At 30.5% G+C, this 21,229-nt stretch carries 25 protein-coding genes and 1 tRNA gene; 7 read left to right on the forward strand and 19 right to left on the reverse strand.

Annotated features, from left to right (window positions below):
* Positions 1 to 15 precede the first annotated feature (15 nt).
* From MUN68_RS02055 to MUN68_RS02080, 6 genes are all read left to right on the forward strand, one after another.
* On the forward strand, positions 16 to 198 hold the full coding sequence (locus MUN68_RS02055) for a CPXCG motif-containing cysteine-rich protein (RefSeq protein WP_249994964.1): 183 nt from the start codon (positions 16 to 18) through the stop codon (positions 196 to 198).
* A gap of 142 nt (positions 199 to 340) precedes the next feature.
* Positions 341 to 1,255, forward strand: a complete 915-nt coding sequence (locus MUN68_RS02060; protein WP_249994962.1) for a leucine-rich repeat domain-containing protein — start codon at positions 341 to 343, stop codon at positions 1,253 to 1,255.
* 178 nt (positions 1,256 to 1,433) lie between these two features.
* Positions 1,434 to 1,506: transfer RNA gene (locus MUN68_RS02065), tRNA-Met, on the forward strand.
* A gap of 235 nt (positions 1,507 to 1,741) precedes the next feature.
* On the forward strand, positions 1,742 to 2,869 hold the full coding sequence (locus tag MUN68_RS02070) for a tyrosine-type recombinase/integrase (protein WP_249994960.1): 1,128 nt from the start codon (positions 1,742 to 1,744) through the stop codon (positions 2,867 to 2,869).
* 117 nt (positions 2,870 to 2,986) lie between these two features.
* The gene (locus MUN68_RS02075) at positions 2,987 to 3,556 is read left to right on the forward strand and encodes a hypothetical protein (RefSeq protein WP_249994959.1); all 570 of its coding nucleotides are present in this window, start codon (positions 2,987 to 2,989) and stop codon (positions 3,554 to 3,556) included.
* Positions 3,557 to 3,571: 15 nt separating this feature from the next.
* A complete protein-coding gene (locus MUN68_RS02080) occupies positions 3,572 to 4,114 on the forward strand; it encodes a hypothetical protein (RefSeq protein WP_249994958.1) in 543 nt (180 codons plus the stop codon).
* A 401-nt stretch (positions 4,115 to 4,515) separates the two neighbouring features.
* On the opposite strand, the gene MUN68_RS02085 is transcribed toward MUN68_RS02080, so the two are convergent.
* The 17 genes from MUN68_RS02085 to MUN68_RS02160 all read right to left on the reverse strand — a co-directional run bounded on the left by MUN68_RS02085 (position 4,516) and on the right by MUN68_RS02160 (position 17,734).
* Entirely contained in the window at positions 4,516 to 4,740 is a 225-nt protein-coding gene (locus MUN68_RS02085) for a helix-turn-helix domain-containing protein (RefSeq protein ID WP_249994957.1), read from the reverse strand.
* Positions 4,741 to 5,441: 701 nt separating this feature from the next.
* Positions 5,442 to 5,933: a hypothetical protein gene (locus MUN68_RS02090; protein WP_249994955.1), complete on the reverse strand. Its 492-nt coding sequence runs from the start codon at positions 5,931 to 5,933 to the stop codon at positions 5,442 to 5,444.
* A gap of 83 nt (positions 5,934 to 6,016) precedes the next feature.
* Positions 6,017 to 6,751: a GNAT family N-acetyltransferase gene (locus tag MUN68_RS02095; RefSeq protein WP_249994954.1), complete on the reverse strand. Its 735-nt coding sequence runs from the start codon at positions 6,749 to 6,751 to the stop codon at positions 6,017 to 6,019.
* Positions 6,748 to 7,197, reverse strand: coding sequence for a DMT family transporter (locus tag MUN68_RS02100; RefSeq protein WP_249994953.1), 450 nt, complete (start codon positions 7,195 to 7,197; stop codon positions 6,748 to 6,750). The genes MUN68_RS02095 and MUN68_RS02100 overlap by 4 nt, the downstream gene beginning before the upstream one ends.
* A gap of 7 nt (positions 7,198 to 7,204) precedes the next feature.
* The gene (locus tag MUN68_RS02105) at positions 7,205 to 7,666 is read right to left on the reverse strand and encodes a DUF1097 domain-containing protein (RefSeq protein WP_249994952.1); all 462 of its coding nucleotides are present in this window, start codon (positions 7,664 to 7,666) and stop codon (positions 7,205 to 7,207) included.
* Positions 7,666 to 8,289: an NAD(P)H-dependent oxidoreductase gene (locus MUN68_RS02110; RefSeq protein WP_249994951.1), complete on the reverse strand. Its 624-nt coding sequence runs from the start codon at positions 8,287 to 8,289 to the stop codon at positions 7,666 to 7,668. The genes MUN68_RS02105 and MUN68_RS02110 overlap by 1 nt, the downstream gene beginning before the upstream one ends.
* A gap of 73 nt (positions 8,290 to 8,362) precedes the next feature.
* The gene (locus tag MUN68_RS02115) at positions 8,363 to 8,962 is read right to left on the reverse strand and encodes a Crp/Fnr family transcriptional regulator (protein ID WP_249994950.1); all 600 of its coding nucleotides are present in this window, start codon (positions 8,960 to 8,962) and stop codon (positions 8,363 to 8,365) included.
* A gap of 238 nt (positions 8,963 to 9,200) precedes the next feature.
* Complete coding sequence (locus MUN68_RS02120) at positions 9,201 to 9,566, reverse strand: hypothetical protein (protein WP_249994949.1); 366 nt, start codon at positions 9,564 to 9,566, stop codon at positions 9,201 to 9,203.
* Between the two features lie 169 nt (positions 9,567 to 9,735).
* Positions 9,736 to 10,236 carry a VOC family protein gene (locus MUN68_RS02125; RefSeq protein WP_249994947.1) on the reverse strand — a complete coding sequence of 167 codons (501 nt, stop codon included), beginning with the start codon at positions 10,234 to 10,236 and terminating at the stop codon, positions 9,736 to 9,738.
* Between the two features lie 62 nt (positions 10,237 to 10,298).
* Complete coding sequence (locus tag MUN68_RS02130; RefSeq protein ID WP_249994946.1) at positions 10,299 to 10,481, reverse strand: hypothetical protein; 183 nt, start codon at positions 10,479 to 10,481, stop codon at positions 10,299 to 10,301.
* Positions 10,482 to 10,696: 215 nt separating this feature from the next.
* Complete coding sequence (locus MUN68_RS02135; protein WP_249994945.1) at positions 10,697 to 12,247, reverse strand: amidohydrolase family protein; 1,551 nt, start codon at positions 12,245 to 12,247, stop codon at positions 10,697 to 10,699.
* Positions 12,248 to 12,260: 13 nt separating this feature from the next.
* Complete coding sequence (locus MUN68_RS02140; RefSeq protein WP_249994944.1) at positions 12,261 to 13,493, reverse strand: serine hydrolase domain-containing protein; 1,233 nt, start codon at positions 13,491 to 13,493, stop codon at positions 12,261 to 12,263.
* Positions 13,494 to 13,598: 105 nt separating this feature from the next.
* Positions 13,599 to 14,642 carry a helix-turn-helix domain-containing protein gene (locus MUN68_RS02145; RefSeq protein WP_249994943.1) on the reverse strand — a complete coding sequence of 348 codons (1,044 nt, stop codon included), beginning with the start codon at positions 14,640 to 14,642 and terminating at the stop codon, positions 13,599 to 13,601.
* A gap of 334 nt (positions 14,643 to 14,976) precedes the next feature.
* Positions 14,977 to 15,183, reverse strand: a complete 207-nt coding sequence (locus tag MUN68_RS17745) for a zinc-binding dehydrogenase (RefSeq protein ID WP_394357638.1) — start codon at positions 15,181 to 15,183, stop codon at positions 14,977 to 14,979.
* Between the two features lie 73 nt (positions 15,184 to 15,256).
* Complete coding sequence (locus MUN68_RS02150; RefSeq protein ID WP_249994942.1) at positions 15,257 to 15,856, reverse strand: hypothetical protein; 600 nt, start codon at positions 15,854 to 15,856, stop codon at positions 15,257 to 15,259.
* Positions 15,857 to 15,940: 84 nt separating this feature from the next.
* Positions 15,941 to 16,369, reverse strand: a complete 429-nt coding sequence (locus MUN68_RS02155; protein ID WP_249994941.1) for an RrF2 family transcriptional regulator — start codon at positions 16,367 to 16,369, stop codon at positions 15,941 to 15,943.
* 138 nt (positions 16,370 to 16,507) lie between these two features.
* A complete protein-coding gene (locus MUN68_RS02160; protein WP_249994940.1) occupies positions 16,508 to 17,734 on the reverse strand; it encodes an IS3 family transposase in 1,227 nt (408 codons plus the stop codon).
* Between the two features lie 141 nt (positions 17,735 to 17,875).
* Between MUN68_RS02160 and MUN68_RS02165 the strand changes: the two genes are divergently transcribed.
* A complete protein-coding gene (locus MUN68_RS02165; RefSeq protein ID WP_317134786.1) occupies positions 17,876 to 18,202 on the forward strand; it encodes a hypothetical protein in 327 nt (108 codons plus the stop codon).
* A 195-nt stretch (positions 18,203 to 18,397) separates the two neighbouring features.
* On the opposite strand, the gene MUN68_RS02170 is transcribed toward MUN68_RS02165, so the two are convergent.
* Both MUN68_RS02170 and MUN68_RS02175 read right to left on the reverse strand, forming a co-directional pair.
* Positions 18,398 to 19,741, reverse strand: a complete 1,344-nt coding sequence (locus MUN68_RS02170; RefSeq protein WP_249994939.1) for a sensor histidine kinase — start codon at positions 19,739 to 19,741, stop codon at positions 18,398 to 18,400.
* Entirely contained in the window at positions 19,731 to 21,083 is a 1,353-nt protein-coding gene (locus MUN68_RS02175) for a sigma-54-dependent transcriptional regulator (RefSeq protein WP_249994938.1), read from the reverse strand. The genes MUN68_RS02170 and MUN68_RS02175 overlap by 11 nt, the downstream gene beginning before the upstream one ends.
* Positions 21,084 to 21,229 lie beyond the last annotated feature (146 nt).

The following is a 21,229-nucleotide window of genomic DNA, read 5'->3' on the forward strand; positions in this document are numbered from 1 at the left end:
TTCTAATATAAATCTATGAAAGAGCATTTTTTTCAATGTCCATATTGTTGGGAAAATATATCAATGCTCATTGATTTTTCACAAGTAAAACAGACTTATATTGAAGATTGTGAAGTGTGTTGTAATCCTATTCAATTGAATATCAGTACTGAAAATAATGCTATTTTAAGTTTTGAAGCTAAAAATATTGAACAATAGCTGTTTTTTAAACTATTGATAATCAATTGTTTGAAATTTATTCGATGATTGACCATGCATTTCATCGAAAAAAATTGGTAGATAGTCGATATTCTCTTATTTTCGTTATAGTAAATGTGCTCCCTCACAAAAATCTACTATTATGAAAACCGCTAAAATTACAATGCTATTATGTTTGGTAACGATATTTTCGTTTGCTAATATAACTACAAAAGAAAAGGAAGCACTTGTTGCTTTACATAATTCAACAAATGGAACATCATGGAATAATCCTTGGGATTTAAATAGTCCAGTTTCGGATTGGTATGGAGTAACTCTTGAAGAAGATAAAGTTATAGCCCTTAATTTAGAATTTAATAACCTTGAAGGTCAACTTCCCGAAGCAATTGGAGATTTGGTTTTCCTTAGAGAGTTAAATTTATTTAGAAATAATATAACAGGAGCGATTCCAAATTCAATTGGAAATCTAAAAGCTCTGAAAATAATCAATGTTGCAATCAACCAGCTAGATGGAGAATTGCCAAGTACAATTGGAGACTTATCGTCTTTAGAGGCATTACAATTATTTATGAACAATATAAAGGGATCAATTCCTGAGTCTATTGGTCAACTAACTCAACTACAAACTTTAGAATTGTATAGTAACAATCTTTCTGGAGTTTTACCAAATTCTTTAGGTAATTTGTCTAAGCTTAAAGGATTATTAGTAAGTAGTAATAGCCTAACAGGTAAATTGCCTCATAGTCTAGGTAACTTGTCAAATTTAAAAATACTAAGTGTTTTCGATAATAGTTTTATTGGTACTGTTCCTAATGTTATTTCAAGTCTAGTGCATTTAGAAGAATTAGTTTTAGCAAATAATGCTTTTTATGGCAACCTTCCTAGAGACTTAGCAAACTTATCAAACTTAAAAGTGTTGATGATTGGTAACAATGATTTCAAAGGAGAATTTGCACAGTTAGAAACACAGTTTCCAAATATTCAGCAGTTTGATGCTGTAAACAGTGGTGATTCTGGAGTGTTAGCAACTTTAGATATAGAAGACGACGACGATTAATATATAATTTATTGTTTTAATTTTTAAATAACTCTCACTGTGTTTTACATTGAGAGTTATTTTTTTGCGTTTATTATTGTAATAAACAAAAAGCGTTGTATATTTGCATTCCTAAAATGATTGAGTCGGCATTATGAACCGAAAGTTGAAAGCTAAGAAAATCATTTTAAGTTTAAATCGCGGGATAGAGCAGTAGGTAGCTCGTCGGGCTCATAACCCGAAGGTCACTGGTTCGAGTCCAGTTCCCGCTACTAAATGTTATCTGTTTAAAATCAATGGTTTTGTTTACGCAAAACCATTTTTTTTATGTTTAATTTAAATTCTTATCTTACGAATGAACACGGAAACGAACACATTTTAGAACACAGTTTGTCAAACAAGAAGAAATTTACTGTCCCCAAAATTTATTCCTCTAACGGAAATTTGAACAAGCGTTGGTACGTCTATTACTCCTATCGAAATCCTGAATCTGGTATACTCCAACGTATGAAAAATGTCTACGGTGGTGCAAATAGATATAATACAAAAGAAGATCGACTTACTATTTTAAGTATTTATAGAGTTAAGCTTTTAAGTTTATTAAATGAGGGTTTTAATCCCTTTGAAGATAATACTGCACGTTATTTAAATCGTGAGGATAAGACACTAAATCCAATGAAGAACACTAATAAAGTGCCTGAAGTTGAATTAATGATTAAGCCAAAAGTTTCCGTTTTATCTTATAAAGTAGCCTTTACAAAAGGGTTGAAGTACAAGGAAAAGCTAATAAGTGATACTACAAGACGTAGTTATGAAAATCGCTTAAAAAACTTTCTTCTTTGGGTTGAAAAGCATCATCCAGAACTAAAGGCGATTACCGATATTGACAAGAAAGTGGTCATGGATTTTTTAAATCATATTTTAGACCTAACTAGTCCTAGAAACCGTAATAATTATCGAACTGATTTAAGTAGTATTATGCAGGCGTTAGAGGATAATGATATTATCTCGTCCAACTTTATTAAAAAGATACCTGTTTTAAAATCTACACCACAACGAAATAAAACTTACTCAAAGGAGCAACAGAAGGATATATTTGAACATTTGGAGAAAACAGATAAAACCTTATTGCTCTTTATAAAATTTATTTCTTATAATTTTTTGAGACCTATAGAAGTCTGTAGATTACGAGTTGGTGATTTAGATATACATCATAAGCGCATTCAATTTAGAGCCAAGAATAGTCCTTTAAAGACTAAAATCATACCTGATTTATTGCTGAATGATTTGCCTGATCTCTCGAAACTAAATAAAGAACATAATTTGTTTACTCCTGATGGTATAGGAGGTGTTTGGGAGTCCGAGTTAAGTAACAAGCGGGATTACTTTTCAAAACGGTTCAAGCGTATTATCAAGGACCCATTTAATTTGGGGGCAGATTATGGGTTGTATAGCTTTAGACATACATATATTACAAAATTATATCGCGAGTTAGTCAAGGGGTCGTCACCATTCGAAGCTAAAAGTAAATTGATGCAGATTACAGGACACTCTTCAATGACAGCACTTGAAAAATATTTACGTGATATTGATGCCGAGTTTCCTGATGATTATTCTGAATTAATAAAATCTTAAGTTTGTATTTTGGAAAAGCCTTTAAAAGATAAACACAGTGAATTAATACATAGATTGTATAAACCACTCATATTTTACTTTCCTCGAAAGATCTGGGCTGATCTGGATGGCATGTGGATGGATAAAAAGTTCGATACCGTGTTCAATACTGTTATTCTAATGCGTGAGAATGGAGATAATTATATCCTTGATAATGATGCCTCCAGTTTGTATTTATTGAGTAAAGCTTCCGCGTTGGCTGACAATATTTATGAACTTTTAGATTTGAAAGCCAAGTTAAGCCCTGAAGCTTTCAGTTTTTTATGTGAAAGATATTCTTTAAGCGTAGCATTTTATAAACATGTATCAAATTGGATGGTAGAGCATGTTAAACACGATATTCCTGACTGTAGTGAAGAAACTATAAATTCATTTGGGATTCAGAAAGTAGCATTTACTGAACATTGGGACTATATTGAAAAACATTTTTTGATTCCAAAACATATAGAAAACTATTTTGATAGTGCTCAATTGAATACTCAAGATATAGTAAAAATACCTGATTTCATAACTGGTGATCAGTCACAGACAGAACGTATATTTGAGAAGTTGGCTAAACCTATAAAAAACAAAAAGAAAGTGCTTATTACAGAAGATGAGGCAGAAAAACTCCTTTTAAAAACTATATTTAACGTACGATTAGAGTAATCTAAACTGAAATATATGACTAATAAAAAATCAATTACGGATGAAGATGCAACGCTAAATTTTAGAGTGCCGAAATCATTAAAAGCGACAATTGTTGCTAAGGCCGAAATAGAAAAAATAACTAGTTCTAAATATCTGCGTAATTTATTAGAGTCAGTACATAATGGAAGTTATTGTCACCTGGATAAGTTGAAATCTGAACGTGAAGACTTTTTGTTTTCAAAAGAGTTTTTACAACTGATAGTTTGGATTTATAGAAAACGTGAAAATAATAGTCGTGAAGTTGATAAAAATGATTTAGATAGTTATGTTAAGACATTAAAAAGAACTGAGAATTTTCTTCCTAAAAATTTAGTATTTGAGCTTGATAAGGTGCTAAATAATTTGCTTGTAGTTAGAGTTAGTAAAGGATATGATGGAGATCGTTTTGATTTTCCTAAGAACTACAGTGATGACAAAAAATTCAATTACGAAAAAGTAGAAAAGTTTCTATTGGATGAAAACATATTGGAAGCCTTTATTGAAAGAGGAGAGGTTAATATAACTAATATTTTTTAATAAGAAGGCATCATATTTTAAAAATTAATCCAAAATATTTTGTGATAAATAGTGTGATATTTTTGTGATACAATAATATCACAAAATATAACAACTGTTTTTAACTGTTGATTATGAGTACGATAGTTATCAATAACGCCTATTTTAGTGCTTTTTCTCTCAATTGACTTATTGCAATACTTTAGTTTGAGTGTGATACAAAATATTATTAAAACACCTTTAATTTACAAACTCATTTATGATTATGGTTAAATTGTTAAGTAAATGAGTTTTTATATTACTCCGAAGAACGAAGTTATATCTATCTACCTATCTGATCATTTTTTCTAATCCTTAAACAATACCCTTTATCAAATCTAATGTGGAGTTTAACACTCACAATTACATTTGAGTTTATTCCTTTAATGAGCAATACAAACATTTTTTTTCAGAATAGTATTTTGCTGTACTAAGGTACTGTATTTTCTTAACCAATAGGAGATAGTTGTTCTGGGAACGTCATATTTTTTAGAAGCTTGGTTATTGGATAATTGTCCGCTAAGGATTTGGTCAACGACTAAAAGTTTAGTCTCTAAAGTTGCTTTTTGATAGCTTTTTTTTCGCCAGTGTTCATTATGTGTTTTCATAAGTGACTGTAATTAATTGCTTAATTTTTAGTCAACCTATTTCAGGAAAATTCATTTGCCGATTGACTGGTGAACGTGTTCGTGTATGGTTTGTTGCGATTGGCACTAAGATAACAAAAAGGAACAGCGTTTAGGAAATTCGCCAGAATTTCCCAAGAAGTCTTTAAACACCATCAAGCAATTAATTATACACGGTGTTGGCAACTGGTTTTTGTTTTTTTAATTCGGAAAACGAAAGTTTTAAAATATAAAAGCATTAAAAATACAAGCTAAACATCCTTGTTTTTTATCAAATTTAGTCACCTTTATTAGACTTAATCTTTTTGTTAAAGTAGATCTATACAAATGGCTCGATAATCCTTTTTCAAAGGAACACCACCACCAAATAAAAATACACAAGGGATTCTTTTTTAAAATTCGAAAATCTAACCACGTCTTAATGTAAACTATATGATCCTATTTTTTCCGATGACGCACACTATGTATAGTGAAGTAAGTTGCGCTGAAAGTAAGCGATGAGTTCTTGGTTATCATCATTGTTTATATTATTAAATGCACTATGGTATTCTTTAGTTAAGGGGATTTGAAAATATTCTCTTGTTTACCCTAGCTTATCATCAGTAATCATTTCTACAATTGCAGGAGCATCGGTTTTTTTGTTTTTCTAAATTCCATATATCATGTTTCTAGATTAAACTCTGCTAATTATGGTGCCTTCTTAAATGTTTTATTAATCCATTTTGGTCGTACTCAATTGACATTATTTGACTTGCAGTATTTTCAATAACTTTATCCATGTGAAACGGTTTAACCTTGGCTTTAATGGTGATTTTTATAAAAGCTACATTTTTTCCTAGCATAATGTCATCAATAGATACTATATGATAATATACCTTATTTTGAAGTTTGTCGATCATTCCCTTTCTAAATATTTCTTTATCGGTTATGATTACATTATACTTAATATGCTCATCAATAAAATCATCTGCAAAAAAGGATAAGAAGTAATCTATATCTTTTAAGTCACTATGTGGTTGTTGCTTTGCACTATAAGCTTTAATGAAAGACTCGGTTTTTTTATGTAAATGAGGGTCTGTGCCATCTTGTGAGGATATACTATTAAGTTCTTTTTTTTGTCCAATTGCATTAAGGCTTATAATTAATGCAGAAACGAGTATTAATGTGTTTTTCATTTAGTTTTTTTATGTCTTACAACGTGTTGTGTATGCTTAGTTGCGTGGTTAAGCGACTAAATTGCCTAAAACCAAGGAATTAATTATACACGGTGTTGTAAGGCGTAATTTTTTATCGTGAATTGTTCTTCAAACCCCAATTTTAAATATAATCCTTTTCCCATATCAGATGATTGTAAAGTTATAAAATCACTATCTATTTTAATTGACTGATTAATTAAAAGCTTCATTATTTGCTCTGCATAACCTTTTTGCCTTTGTTGAGGTATAATACCAACAGAGTGAATGCCAGACACATTACCTGTCGTGTGTAAAATACCTGTTCCAACAGCTATATTTTGGTCATAAGCAATATAGTAGTTCGTGTTTTTTTGAGATTTGATCAATAATTCGGGATTTGTAAAATACCCAAAAGATTTAGAAAAAAGGATAGACCATAATTTTGCTTCTTTTTTTGTAGATACTTTGTGTAAGCTTAATCCTTTTAATTCAGTAAATATTTGAGATGATTTTAAAGACATTCCTGTTTGTTCAAACTTAAGAATGAATCCATTTTGCTCTAATATTTTAAAAGAATCACTATTGTAAATATCCCAATATGGTATAGTTAGATTTGTAGAGATAGATAATAATTTTTCCTTGACTAATGTGATTACATCTTTGTTAATTTCTTGATTTAACCACAATCTATTTGGCCATTCTGAGTTTTCAATTAAACTATACTTAAAATTTGTTTCAATAAAATACGAATTGAATGGTTTACTTACTGTTTGCCAAAGAGATGTCAAATTTTGAATATTTGATTTTATATTGTTCATTTTATATTGATTAATATGATTCCTAGAATCATTGATGAGATGCCTATTGTCTTTTTTAACGTTATAGGTTCTAAAGGTGAATTTAACCAACCGTAATTCCCTGCAATTACAGCAAAGATTAATTGACCACAAAGCCCAATTGAAATCATTGTAGAAATTCCTAGTTTAGGAATGGTGTAATAGTATAAACTTATTCCGAATACACTGAAAAAACCACCAGTAAACCATAGATAAAAAGGTATCTCTTTTATTTGTGAAATTGTTGGTAGCGATTTGAAATTAAGTAGGACAAATACTAAAGCAAACACTGTGCTGCAAAAAAATGCAACTAAACTTGCCAATAAAGGGTTTCTTAATAAAACACCCAATTGTGCATTCAATCCACCTTGCATCGCTAAAAATACTCCTCCAATAAAAGCAAAAATTATTAATCCAGAATTATTCATATGCTTATTATTTGGATTCAATTCGTTTACTTATAGTTACGTTTAACCAAGCAAAAGTATAACCAGAGAGTAAGGTTATTCCTAATAATAGAAGAATGTTTATATCTATTTCTGAATTTGAACCAAACCCAATAATCATTCCTAAAAAATAAGCAAGTATATTATTTAAATATTTTAATTTAGATATATAAAATACTCCAATCATAACAATAAATACGATGATGGGAAATCCGAATATTGCTAAAGTTTCTGAAAGCAAAGTACCTAAATATTGAATAATCATAGCTATTAGAATTCCAAATATTTGCTGAACAAGGACTAAGAAAGTAGTTTTAGTTTTCGTGCCAAATAAATAATAGCTGACCCAAGCCATAAATAGTACCCAAGTAGGTAGTCCAAAATAAGAGGCTGTAAAAACGGCTATTGCCCCCGTTATTCCCATTGTTAATGCTTGTTTTAATGATTCCATTATGCAAATAAGGTTTTGGTTGGTTTTCTAACTTTTGCTGTGTGTTGGGAAGTATCATTATCAGAACGATAACCAATAGTTGCAATAACAGAAGTATTTAGCCCTTGTTCTTCAAGAGATAATATCTCGTTGTATTTTCCTCTTTCAAAGCCTTCCATTGGACAAGCATCTATTTTAAGCTCTGCACAAGCATTCAATAAATTTCCTAAGGCAAGATAAGTTTGATTAGATGTCCATTTATCTTTCTCAATTTTAGATTTATTGTTAATATCTTCTTTAATAAAGTCTGAATAATCTTTTAAATCAGAAACATTAACTTGTTCTATTTGAGATTTTAAGGCGAAGTACTCATCTATATGTTCTTCTGTTACTATGGAGTAGTTACAAAAAATGACCAAATGAGACGCTTCTGTTATTTGAGTTTGTCCGTAAGAAGCTGATTTTAGTTTTTCTCTTATTTCTTTACTATCTATAATAAGCACTTTATACAATTGAAGACCATAAGAAGATGCTGATAATTGAATAGCTTTCTTGATTTGTTCTAAGTTTTCTGTAGAAACCTTTTTGGAAGTATCGAATTTTTTAGTGGCATATCTCCACTCTAAATTATTAATTAAATTCATAATGACTTTTTTATATTGATTAACAGTACAAAGATATAATGAAGAGTAAAGTTGTGCCTTTACATATGTTGATTTAGGAATCTTTCTTTATATTTTTTCTTATTCTACTTAATTGAGTAGGTGTAATCCCTAAATGAGAAGCTATATGTAGTTTTTGTATTCTTTGGTCAATGTTTGGGTGTTTTTGAAGTAATTTCAGATACCTTTCCGTAGCGTTTTCCATTACTAAAGAAACTTCTCTTTGTTCTTTTTCAACAATCCAATTATTTTCCATATAGGCGATATAGAAATTTTTTAAGTCGATGTTTTGTTCAATAAACTGTCTATATTTTTTATAATCAAGATTGATTAAAATAGTTTCTTCTAGAGCTTCTAAAGTGAAATTTGAAGGAACACCTAATAGATATGAAACTGTTGAACCAGCAAAATCTGTTTCAAGGAAAATATTTTTATTATAGATGTTTCCATCATAATCAGTTACATATGCTCTTAAAGCACCTTTACAAACAAAATGTGTTTTTTTTGCAATCTGTCCATTTCTTAGTAAAGTTTCGTCTTTTTCTAATTTTTGAAATGTTATTATAGATTCAATTAACGTCCAAGATCTATTTGAGATTTGGGCATAACTTTCAAACTTTAACTTTAATTCTGAAATGTATTTTTCTTTTGTCAATCGTGATTTTTTTATGCCTTACGTGTACGTGCATGGCTAGTTGCGTTGGCAAGAACTAAGTTAGCAAAAAGAAAACTAACCAGTAGGGAAATCCGATAGGATTTTCCGAGTACACATTGACCAAGCAATTAGTTATAAACGTTGTTGGCAATAGTTATTTTCTTTCTGTTTCTATATTCTTTTTTTGTTTCAGTGCCGTCACCATTCAGGCAATATTTAGTTCCGTGTTTCTTTTTTCCTAAATATTGAAACTATACATCAATTTTCCGTTTTCAAATTGTTCTACAAGGATTTTTATTCCATCGTAGTTATAAGTTGTAGTTTCATGAATTTTGCCATCCAAATGGTATTTATTTTCTTTTGAAACTACTAATGGTTTATTCGGATTATATATCGTTTTATTGGAAACTCTTATTTCTTTTCCATTGTAATATAAATTGCTCGACAGAATAATTCCGTTTTTGTATTCCTCGTCATAAACGAAATGTCCGTTTTTTCGTTTACTTTGAGCAACTCCTGTAAAGAGTTCGCTATTTGAACTTTTATAGACTAAATTATTGTCAATGTAAACTTCTTTCATTCCAACTATTTCAGGAAAATTCATAGTCTTAATTGTTGCTAACGGTTTTGTGTATGGTTAGTTGCGAGGTTAAGCAACTAATTTAGCAAATAAATCACAGATAGAATATTCCGCAGGAATATTCGTAAGTAGCCGAGACCTAGCAATTAAACATACACGTTGTTGTTCTGAGTTATTCATTGGAATCGAGAGTTTATTTCTTATGCCTACTAATAATTTCAAGAATATTTCCTTCGGGATCTATAACTTGTAATAAATCAACTCCAAGATTATCATCTTTAAATATTCTGCCTGCATTTATATTTTTTCTCTTTAAGCAAGCTTTTAATGTTACCAGGTTTGCATCTGTATAGAATCCAAATTTCATGAAACCACTCCATTGTTCAGAGTTAGAACCTGGCTTAAGTTCACTTTTTTTAAGTGCATCATTTCTGAAAAATATTTCAACAACAAATTCTCCTTTTTTCATCAAAACACCTGTTGTACTTCCGTCAGGGAATGCAAATTCTTTAACAATTTTTAGTCCAAAAGTATTTTTATACCAATTTCCTAGCTCACTATTTTTATGTGTGGTAAAAGCGATAAAGCTTGGTTCAAGGTGAATGTTATTTAAGCAATTATTAGGTTCTTTTTTTTGTCCAATTGCATTAAGGCTTATAATTAATGCAGAAACGAGTATTAATGTGTTTTTCATTTAGTTTTTTTATGTCTTACAATGGTTTGTTTAGAATAGTAGCCGTTACGGAGTATTTGTTTTCAATTTACGTTAAAGTTGAAGGGAGCAAAAATTTCAGGAATTGAGCCAGGTGGCTTTTGCCCGAGATAGGCTTCTTCTGTAATTGGAGCATCACTGTCTTTTGATTTCTGTTTTTTAGTATTGCAGGCATTTAAAAATAGTGCGAATACAAGTATTAAAAATATAAAGTTGTTATTTCTCATTGTTTAAGTTTTTAATTTTTGTCAACATAATAATAAATGCATATTTACAATCATTCATAGTATATTCTTGTTAAGAAAACACTAAAAACAGTTTTTTTTACGGATAACCTCATTTGAAAGTAGCATTTAATAATTCTCTATTTTTGTCAATATGTTTGGTAACGTATTTGTATAAGGTTAGTTACGTTGTTTATACACTTAAGTTAGCAAACGTTTTAATCTGCAAATTGGACTCTAACCAGAGGACTACTTATAAGACTATAAAAAACTTTGATGTTCATATGAAAACTTGAAGAAATTGATTGTGTAAAGTTTTTTAGTTCATTTAATTTATCCGAATCATAATAAGTTCCATTCATAACAACACCATTGATTGTTTTGGAATGGACAATATTTTCTAAAGGATTTTTATTTAAAATAATTAAATCTGCAATTTTTCCATTTTCGATTGTTCCATACTCTTTTTCTTTTCCAACAAACTTTGCTGGAATAATAGTAGCACTTTGCAAAGTTTCAAGGTTCGATAAACCACTTTTAGTCAAATCTTCTAATTCATTATGTATACTAAACCCAGCAAAAGTATATGAATCTGTCACATCTGTTCCCGTCATAATTGGAACGCCGATATCTTTAGCCATTTTAATTTGTTTTTTTGCCGCATTATAAAAATCTGTACTTAATCCATTTCCTTCTTCAGATAAATTCTTTTTCTTGTTATTTTTTACATCAATTCCCCACCATATGTTTTTTCGTATTGAAGTAATATATTTTAAGTTGGGATTATCAATAAATGTAGATTTATGAGCAAATGCCTCGAATTTGAGGGTTTGAAGTGTTGGTGTCCAATAGGCGTTATTTTCTTTCATTAACGTCATTAATTTAATTGCTATTTCTGGATTAAAATCTTCAATCATTGATTTTTTGAATTTTGAAAATAACGCTTTCCAATTTTTTGGATTTCGCAAACTATCTGCTTTAGGAAAAGACTCAAACATAAAAATACGTCCGTGTTCAAAACTTCTCTGTCCTAATAAAATGGCATCTTTAAGACTCACAAACATTGGTTTATGGCCTGCAAGATGTAATTTGTATTTTGGTGCAGCCAAAGCCAATTTTTTATAGATATTAGGTTGTATTTGTTGGTATACTTTAATAAAATCTACTTTTTCATTTTTGTAAAAACTTAAAAGAGAGTCAACATGTTCGTCTTTCTCAAGCTTAAAAAAATCTGGAAAGTTTTCAGGAACAGAAGAAGAGCCGTCAATTTGGTAACTGCTTTGCAAAACATATCTTGGTGTTATTCTTTCATTATTATTCAATTCGGTATTCCAATGCAAGCGTTCTTTACTGCCAACCCAATAACTGTCTTTTTCATTAAGTTGACCAGACATATCGCGAATACCTGTAACGCCATTGGCAATGTAAAGAGGATGATGAAGCCATTCTGAATGTTGATTTGAATGTGTGTGCATGTCCCAAAGTCCAGGGATTACAAATTTTCCTAGACCATCAATTACAAATGCATCATTAGAGCTATTAATAGAATCAGACATTCCTATTTCAGTAATTCTGTTCCCTTTTATTATGATGTCTTGATTTTCAATTAAAGCCCCAGAGACGACATCTATAACGGTTACAGATTTAATTAAGATAGTCCCATGTTTTATGGGGACTTTTAAGTCTTGAAGAGGCCAATATAAACCAGCAAAGAATAATACTGCTAGACCAACAATTGGGAGCAAAAATTTAATGAATTTACGTTTCATAAAATTGGAGGTACTATTTTAAGGTTTTATAAACTGTTTTTCTAAAGTCTTTTCTTACCTTCAAGGATTGTCTTCCACCCAGTTGTGTCATCATTAAAGCAGCAAAACCTTCTTTAGGATCAATGATGAATGTAGTAGAATAAGCACCTTCCCAGTAGTAACTACCTTGACTATAGAATTCATTAACCTTACCTTTTTTGGTAATCACATTTAGGCCAAAACCAAATTTGTTGCCTTTACCCAATATTGGATGAAATCCTTGAGGATAGTCAATGTCTCCAATTTGATTGGATGTCATCATCTCAATGGATTTTCTTGAAATTATTCGCGTATTTTTGTAGACTCCATAATTGAGAAGCATTTGACAAAACTTCATATAATCTGAAGAAGTTGAAATTAAACCACTTCCTCCCATAAATACTTTTGTTTTGAAACCTTTTGTTAAATCGAGTTCATTATTAATTGCTTTCAGGTTATTTTCTTGTTTAGAATAAGATCTTACTAATCGATTCATGTCTTTCCGGTGTGCATCAAATCCTGTGCCTGTCATATTTAAAGGAATAAAGATACTGTTGTTTAAGTAGGCTTCTAAATTTTGATTAGTTACAGTTTCAATTAGATACCCAAGAATATCTGTAGATGGGCCATAAGTGAATTTTTTTCCAGGTTGATGAATAATTGGCATAGAACTCAAGTCATTCATAAAACTTGATAAGCTTTCATGTGAAGGATTAAAAAAAGATAAACCTTTCTCTTTGTAAAGTTTTGAAATTATTGGACCATCATAAGCAAAACCCGCAGTTTGATTTAATAAATGTCTTATGGTTATTTTAGTGTTAGCGTTTTCAAAGGTAAAGCTATCAGAATCATCTTGACGGTTAATCACCTTGGTGTTTTTAAAAATGGGCATATACTTTTCAATAGGATCGTCTAGATCAAAATAGCCATCTTCATATAACTTCATTACAGCAACAGTTGTGATTACTTTAGATAATGATGCAATCTTAAAATAGTCATTGGGTTGTAGCTCTCTTTGCGATTCTAAATTAGATTTGCCTACTGTTATAGAATATATAAGCTTACTTTTATCTGCGATTAAGACTGTCGCTCCAGATAAGTTACGATCCTTTATATTTGATTCTAACCAGCTGTCAATATTTTTTAAATTTTCGAATTCTGGATTTTGAGCTTTTGAAGTTAAACTGAAACAAAATAAAATTGTAAATATAATTAAGACTCTTTGCACGTGATTTGTTTTTTTTTTGATTTCTACAAACAAAAGAACCATTTAACATTATGAATTAAACGAAGAATTATAAATTGCAATGACGAGATTATAAATTCGTCAGTTTTAAGAAAGAGAATTTCTGTACTGAGAAGGCGTAGTAGATTCAAGCTTTTTAAAGGCAGAATTAAAGGTAGACATACTGTTGAAACCAACATCGTAGGCTATTGATTCAATTGTATATTGCTTTGCTTTATCCTTAGAGATAATTTTTTTTGCTTCCTCAATTCTGAATTTATTAATATAACCATTAAAATTAGTATCGGTTTTTTCATTTATCATGTGTGAGACTTCATGAATACTAACAGATAAAACTTTAGCAATTTGAGTTAAATCTAAATTTGAATTTAGATAGAGTTTATCTTTTCTAATGATAGCATCAATATTTTTAAACAAGGTATTTTTATTTAAGTCTTCTTTAAAGACCATTCCATCATAATTAATAACTCTTAAATTAAAAGCAATAAATGTAAGTGCGTATATAGTAATACTATATATTACTGGTCCTAATATATAAGGAATCTTATCTTCAAAAATATTTAACACATAGGACAACCAAATGATTATAACTCCTACAATGACATATTTTGACCAGAGAATTACCGTATTTTGAGATTTAGTTAATACTTGGTTTCCTTCTTTTGATGCCTTCATTACAATTTTCGAGGATCTAATTATATAGTAGGCAAAATGAAGATATACAAATGCAAGTAGCAAGAAAGACCAGAATTTTCCATTTTCAATAAACCATTGTTCAGTAGCAAAAAAGCTTATAACGAACATTGCAACGAATGGTGAAAAATAATTGACATAAGATTTCTTCAGCTGGAAATTAGGTGTTGTAATAGATTGAATGTAAAAATAGAGTAGAGGACCTAAAAGTAATAATACAGACAATCCAATCATTATAATAGAGAATTCCAAATCCTCGGCAAAATTGAACAACACTGATTTACCAACTCTAAAAGCCATTAATAGCAGTATTATTGCCATTAATGATTTTGAAAGTGTTTGATTTTTTTTATTAGTAAGTAGGTGTATTGAAACTAAAATACCATGCATTAAACCTGCGCCACTAATTGTAATTAAAATAATATCTAAACTTCCCATATTTTTTTACGATGAAAATTTGGGCTTAGCTAAGATTCCGAAAATTCACAATTTTTATAATTCATAGTAGTATTAGAAATATTTCAGAAAATAATTTCTAAAGATTAAATGTCTTTTTTCCTTATTTAAAGAAAAATGTAACTTGACTCTCCTCAAATATTTGCCAACGCTCCCTGTGTATGGCGTAGTAAGGCGCGCCTGACGGAGAGACATGTTCGCGCCTCATTAGCTATACACTATGTTGTGTGTAGTTTCGTGAGGAGTTCACAAGGAACAGTATAAATATACGTTAAATTGTCGAGGTGCGATCAACAGGGAGCGTTGTGTGTTCGTTTTAATTTATTATTTCAATGACTACATTCCCTTTTTCCCTTCCCTTATCAGCATATTCGTGTGCAGCCATAATTTCAGAAAGTGGGAAACTTTTGTCTATATATGGTCTAACGTTTCCCTTTTCAGCAAGTTCTTTTAATTCAATTAGATGTTTCTGATTAGGATTTGTGAGCGCTTTTATTGAAACAAAACTCCACTTATAATTAATGAGATAGCTATTAGATAATTTATAGCTATTCCTAAGTTGTTTTTTGTTTTAGTACTCATTTTGTTTTTTTATATTAAAATGTGTATCCAATATGTAACGTTGCAAACATTGTAATAGGAGATATGTCATATTCCAAAGTCTCTAAAGTGTTATTACCAGCTATTTTTGATGTGTATCCAATTCCTGCCCAAGGTTTGATATATAAATTGTTTTTAAACGGTTTTATAGTATAACCAAAATAGCCCATAGCAAGGAAGTTTGTAAATTTTTCACTGCCAGTAGCTGTTTCATTTTCAATTTTATATTCTTGAATACTCATTTGCGCTCCTACAAACCATTTGCGATTTACTTCTGTAAAATGATGCTCGCCAAAAAGCCCAACACCATTGTTTAGTCGAACATCCCATCCCTTATCTTTATTATTTTTATTGAAATCGACTAGAAGACTTGGCATATCCATAGCATAGATACCAACTCCAAATAGTAAATGTTCGCAATTTTTTGGTTGAATTCGGAAATGTGCCGAATAACCTTTAAAAGCAAAAGTTGCAGGGTCGATTTCTATTGAGAATTTTGTTTTTGTTTCTGCTTTTTTATTTCCTTGAGCTGAAACGGATAGGGTAGTAAAAGTTAAACCTAATACTACCATTGATAGTTTTAATTTTGTTTTCATTTTTTTGTTTTTAAGATTTGTGATTTATATAAATTATTAATAACTATACGATATATTATGTATATTTAGTTATTGCAAAAAAAATTAATAGTTCATTTCTAATAATATTTCAGCAATGGTTTTTTTTGATAATTCACTTTTCATTTGATTTTCAGCATTGCTAAAAATATTTTTAATTGATTTTTGAGCGTTATTTGGTCTTTTTCCTTCTGCCAAAATATTGAATGAAGTTTGAAATAATGGTTTTCCTTTTTCACTAGCTTCAAAAATTTCCAATATTGTTATGTCAGAAGGTTTTCTCATTAATCGTATGCCTCCTAATTTTCCTTCTTTTGTTTCAATGATGTTTGCTGCATTTAAATTTTGAAGGATTTTAACTAAAGTTGGTTTAGGTATGCTTAAATATTTTGAAATATCCGCAGTCGATAAAAATCCAAGTTGTTTTTGTCTGATCTTGTCAGAGATAAAAATGACAACTAATATTGATTTTGTAAAAGATAAAGAGTAACTCATACTTGATATACTTGATATATAGAATGCAAATATAGATAAGTTTTTTGGTAAAGAAATTTTTTTCTCAAAAAAACTTTAAACTGGATGCTTTATTTTTAATGTCTCGTCCTAAATACGTCTACAAGTTATTGATTAAAATTAAGCTGCATTTTGGTGCACGTTATTAGGTGTTTTATAGTCTAAAGATAAATGTAATCTTTTAGAGTTATATAATTTGATTGCATTTTTAGTTGCTCTTTTTGCATCTTCTACGCTGGCAAAGGTCTGGTCGAGGTAAAATTCATCTTTTAAAATTCCATTTACCCGCTCTGCTAGGGCATTTTCATAGCAATGATTTTCTTCTGTCATGCTTATTACTATCTTTTTTCGGTTTAGCTCGTTGATGTATACATTGCTGCAATATTGTATTCCTCTGTCTGAGTGGTGGGTTAGATTCTTGAGTTCTTTGTTATGATAGATTGCCTTTTTAAGCGCCCTAACACAACCGGTTAGCTCTAAGCTGTCACTTAGGTCATATCCTACGATTTTACGTGAATACATATCTGTTAAGAGTGCTAGATAACAAAATCCTTTAATAGTTCTGATGTAAGTTATATCTGCAGCCCACACTTGGTTGCAACTAACTATTTCTACATCTTTAATACTATTATTGTATTTGTAAAATCTATTATGTGAGTTGGTTGTTCTGGACGAATATTTCTTTCGCCGTATCAAAAGATTATTATCTCTAAGGATACGTAACAATTGATCTCTACCAATTTTGATGTTGTGTTTTTTAAAGTCCGTTTTTAGGGACCGCATCAACTTTCGAGCTCCTTCTCTTGGTAAAGTCCTTCTTCTTTTATGAACGATTTCCAACACCTGGTTTTCAATCTTTATTCGCTTGACATATCGCTTTTTGTATTTATAAAACGCATCACGAGTTAGGAAATATCCCTTACAGATTGTTGCTATACTGTAAGGTCTTTCTTTTGGATTATTGTCTAAAGTCTCCATTAGTGCTAGATGTTTAGTTTTTTTGAGTTCTAAAGCATCTTTGTAGCCTAGTTTCTTAGCAGCCACAGTGAGATAACTATTATCAATAAGTTTATCGAGGTCTTTCTTTATGAGAAGTTCCTTTAGCTGTTTAAGCTCTTTTTGTAGGGCTTTTATTCGGGTAAGTTCATCATCTGTTTGAACAATTACACGGGTGTTCATTAAATCTTTGCGATTGTACTTTTTTATCCATTCGTTAATGGTACTGGATTGTACGCCATAGAGCAGTCCTACTTGTCTTTTAGAGTGGTTTCCCTTAGCAAGTTCATCAAGAACTTTGAGCTTAAAGCTTTCGCTATAACGTCTTACATATCCATCATTTTTATACATATACATTTGGTTTAGTGTATACATATTTCAGGACGGGTCATAATGTGTGCCAACGGTTATATATGATTAAGAGTAAAAGAGAGAAAACTTGCGTTTCATGTGGGAAAGAATTAAAGGGAAGATCAGATAAAAAGTTCTGTGATGCTTATTGTAAAAGCTCATACCATTATAATAAAATCAATAGAAGAGGCACCTAGATTTTTTAATGAGGTAGACAATCAACTTAAAGCTAATAGAAGAATACTTAAGCAGTATAATAAAGCTGGTAAAGCAATTGTTAGAGTATCATTGATTAGAAAAGAAGGTTTTGATCCTAATTTTTTCACACATTATTGGAAAAACAATAAAGGCGATGTTTATTTATTTGTATATGAATATGGATTTTTAAAAAGAGAAGAGCATAGTATTGGTAAATATATTCTCATAAAATGGCAGGATTACATGCGAAAAAATCTACCTTTGGGTTAATATATAGTTTAATCACGTAGACAAAACTAAGAACACGGTTTTGAACACGGTTTCATATAAGTAGCAGCTCAAACACCCAGTGTTTGTGTTGAAAAAGGGGTCGGGTTCGGGCTCATAACCCGAAGGTCACTGGTTCGAGTCCAGTTCCCGCTACTAATAAAACCTTCAGTCATTTTGGCTGGAGGTTTTTCAATTCTAAAACACCAAGCTAAATACCGAGCCTTCTCCTTCAATACTTTTTACAAGTATTCTCCCTTTATGAAGAAGCATTATTTGCTTACATAAACTCAAACCAATTCCGCTTCCAGTAGCTTTACTTGTAAAGAATGGAACAAAGATGTTTTCTAGAATGTCTTGAGGAATACCAGAACCATTGTCATAGACCTTAATAACAATGTTTCTATTTGAATTTTGCGAGGCAAGTACTTTGATTTCTGCATTATCGTCACTTTTACAAGCGTCTACAGCATTTAATATAAGATTAATTAATACCTGTTCAATTAGGTGTGTATCTATATCTAATTCCAATTTTGGATCAGAAACGTTGAACTGTATATTAATATTTTTAGCTTTTATTGACGGTTCCATAAGCAACTGAATATTGTTGAGTAATTCAGAAACTTTAGCGCGATGTAAATTAAGATGAGTGACTTTACTTAAACTGCGATAGGTTTTTGCGAATTTTAAAAGGCCTTCACTTCGGTTTTTAATGGTTTTTATTCCAGAATTGAGATCTTCTAATTCTAAATGCGACTCTTCAGGTTTATTAATTGCTACTTCTAAGTTTTTTTGAAGGGTATCTGCTAAGGACGAAATAGGTGCAATAGAATTCATGATTTCATGTGTCATTACACTTAATAACTTTTTCCAAGATTCAGATTCATTTTTATTTAAAGTATCATCAATATTTTGAATGACAATTAATTTAAAAGCATCTTCATCAACTTGAAAAACCGTGTCAGAAATTAAGATTTTAATGCTTTCATTCTGTAATGCTATAGAAATAGAATTCGGTTCTCTATGGTAAGTTTCAAAAACAGTATTGAATAATTCTGGCTTTCTGCGTTCTACAAATCTGATGTTTTTAAACGAAGGTACATCCAAAATGTCACCAAAAGAATCGTTGCTCCAAAGTACGTCTCCAGATTCCAGATTATAAGCTATAATGCCTATGTCTACCATTTCTAAAATCTTTTGCAAGTACACATATTGGGCTTGATTCTGGGAGTTAATTTCTTTAATAGTTCTATTGATTTCATTAAAACCTGTGTACAAAAACCTTATGTCTTTCGGACCTCTATCTTCAGGGAACCACCTTGAAAAATCACGATACTTAACAGCTTCAAAAAAATCGTCCATTGCAACAAAACGGCGTTTTATAAATGTGTATGTATTGATGAGTAAGTAAAATAATGCGATACCTATAATCACAGTATAAGCTGTTTTGTCCTTATAGATCGCATAGGTTAAAGCTAGTATTATACTAACTAAAAGTAGAATTCTAAAAAACAACTTAAAGATGTATGCTCTATAGTTCATACTTGTCTAGTCGTCTATATAAAGCAGCTCTTGTGATTCCTAATTCTTTGGCTGATTTTGAAACATTGCCTTTGTTTTTTTCTAGTACTGTAAGAATCGCATTCTTTTCAATATCATCTAAATTTAAGCTCGTTGTTGTGTTGCTCGTAGTTGTTGTTGAACGCTCTATTGATGAAAACACTAAATCTTCAGGTTTTAAAACGGAACCATCAGTCATAATTACAGCACGTTCTAAAACATATTGAAGTTCTCTTACATTGCCAGGGAAATCGTGATCTTTTAATTTTGAAATAAACCCAGAATCAAAACTAAACGGATTCTTATTGTATTTTTCAGCAAACAATGCTACAAAATGGTGTGCCAATTCGGTAATATCTGTACCACGATCTCTTAAAGGAGGTACAATGATATCAACTGTATTAATTCTATAAATTAAATCCTTTCTGAATTTCTTTTCATCTGCTAATACGCTTGGGTCAATATTAGTTGCACAAATTAATCGTATATCTATCGGAATAGATTCATTAGAACCTAAAGGTGTGACTTGCCTGTTTTGTAAAACTGTTAATAAACGTACTTGTTGACCTAAACTAATATTGCCAATTTCATCCAAGAATAATGTGCCTCCACTTGCAACTTCAAAGCGTCCTTTTCTGTCTTCTCTTGCATCTGTAAAAGCACCTTTTTTATAACCGAATAATTCACTTTCAAAAAGCGAAGCCGTTAATGAACCAACATCTACTTTTATAAAAGGTTGGTTTCGTCTGTTAGAATTATCATGAAGTGCTCTAGCAATTAAATCTTTTCCAGTTCCGTTTTCTCCAAGCACCAAAACATTAGCATCTGTAGGAGCAACCTTTTTTAATTTGACGAAGACATCATTCATTACATCACTGTCGCCAATAATTTCTAAACGGTTAGAATTGAGTTTGTTTTTCTGAGCTTTTTTAGACTTTTTATTACTTAGAATCGTTGTAATTGTTTCAATGATTTTTTCATTCTTCCATGGTTTCATTAAAAAGTCTGAAGCACCTTCTTTTAGACCTCGTATTGCTAAATCAATATCTGCGTAAGCAGTCATTAGAATAACAGACGTTTCAGGTTTCTGTTGTCGAATTTTATTTAACCAAAAAATGCCTTCATTACCAGTATTTACTAAACCATTAAAGTTCATGTCTAATATGATGATATCATAATCTGAAGCTTCTATTTGTGACGAAATATTGCTTGGATTTTTTTCAGTAACCACATTTTTTACAAGTGGTTTAAGAAGTAATCGCAATGCTGTAAGCACATCTGCATCGTCGTCTATAACTAATATTGTAGCGTTTTTTAATACCATCTATACAATATTACGATATTATCTTCAGCTTAAAAAGATTAGAAAAACAAAAATAGGAATAGTGGTAAAAGTGTGCATTTTCGAACATAAAGTGTATCAAAATCGAACAGTTATATCGTATTGATTATTTGTAAACATATGATAGT

It is taken from the genome of Psychroserpens ponticola, from assembly GCF_023556315.2.
GTDB classification, from domain to species: domain Bacteria; phylum Bacteroidota; class Bacteroidia; order Flavobacteriales; family Flavobacteriaceae; genus Psychroserpens; species Psychroserpens ponticola.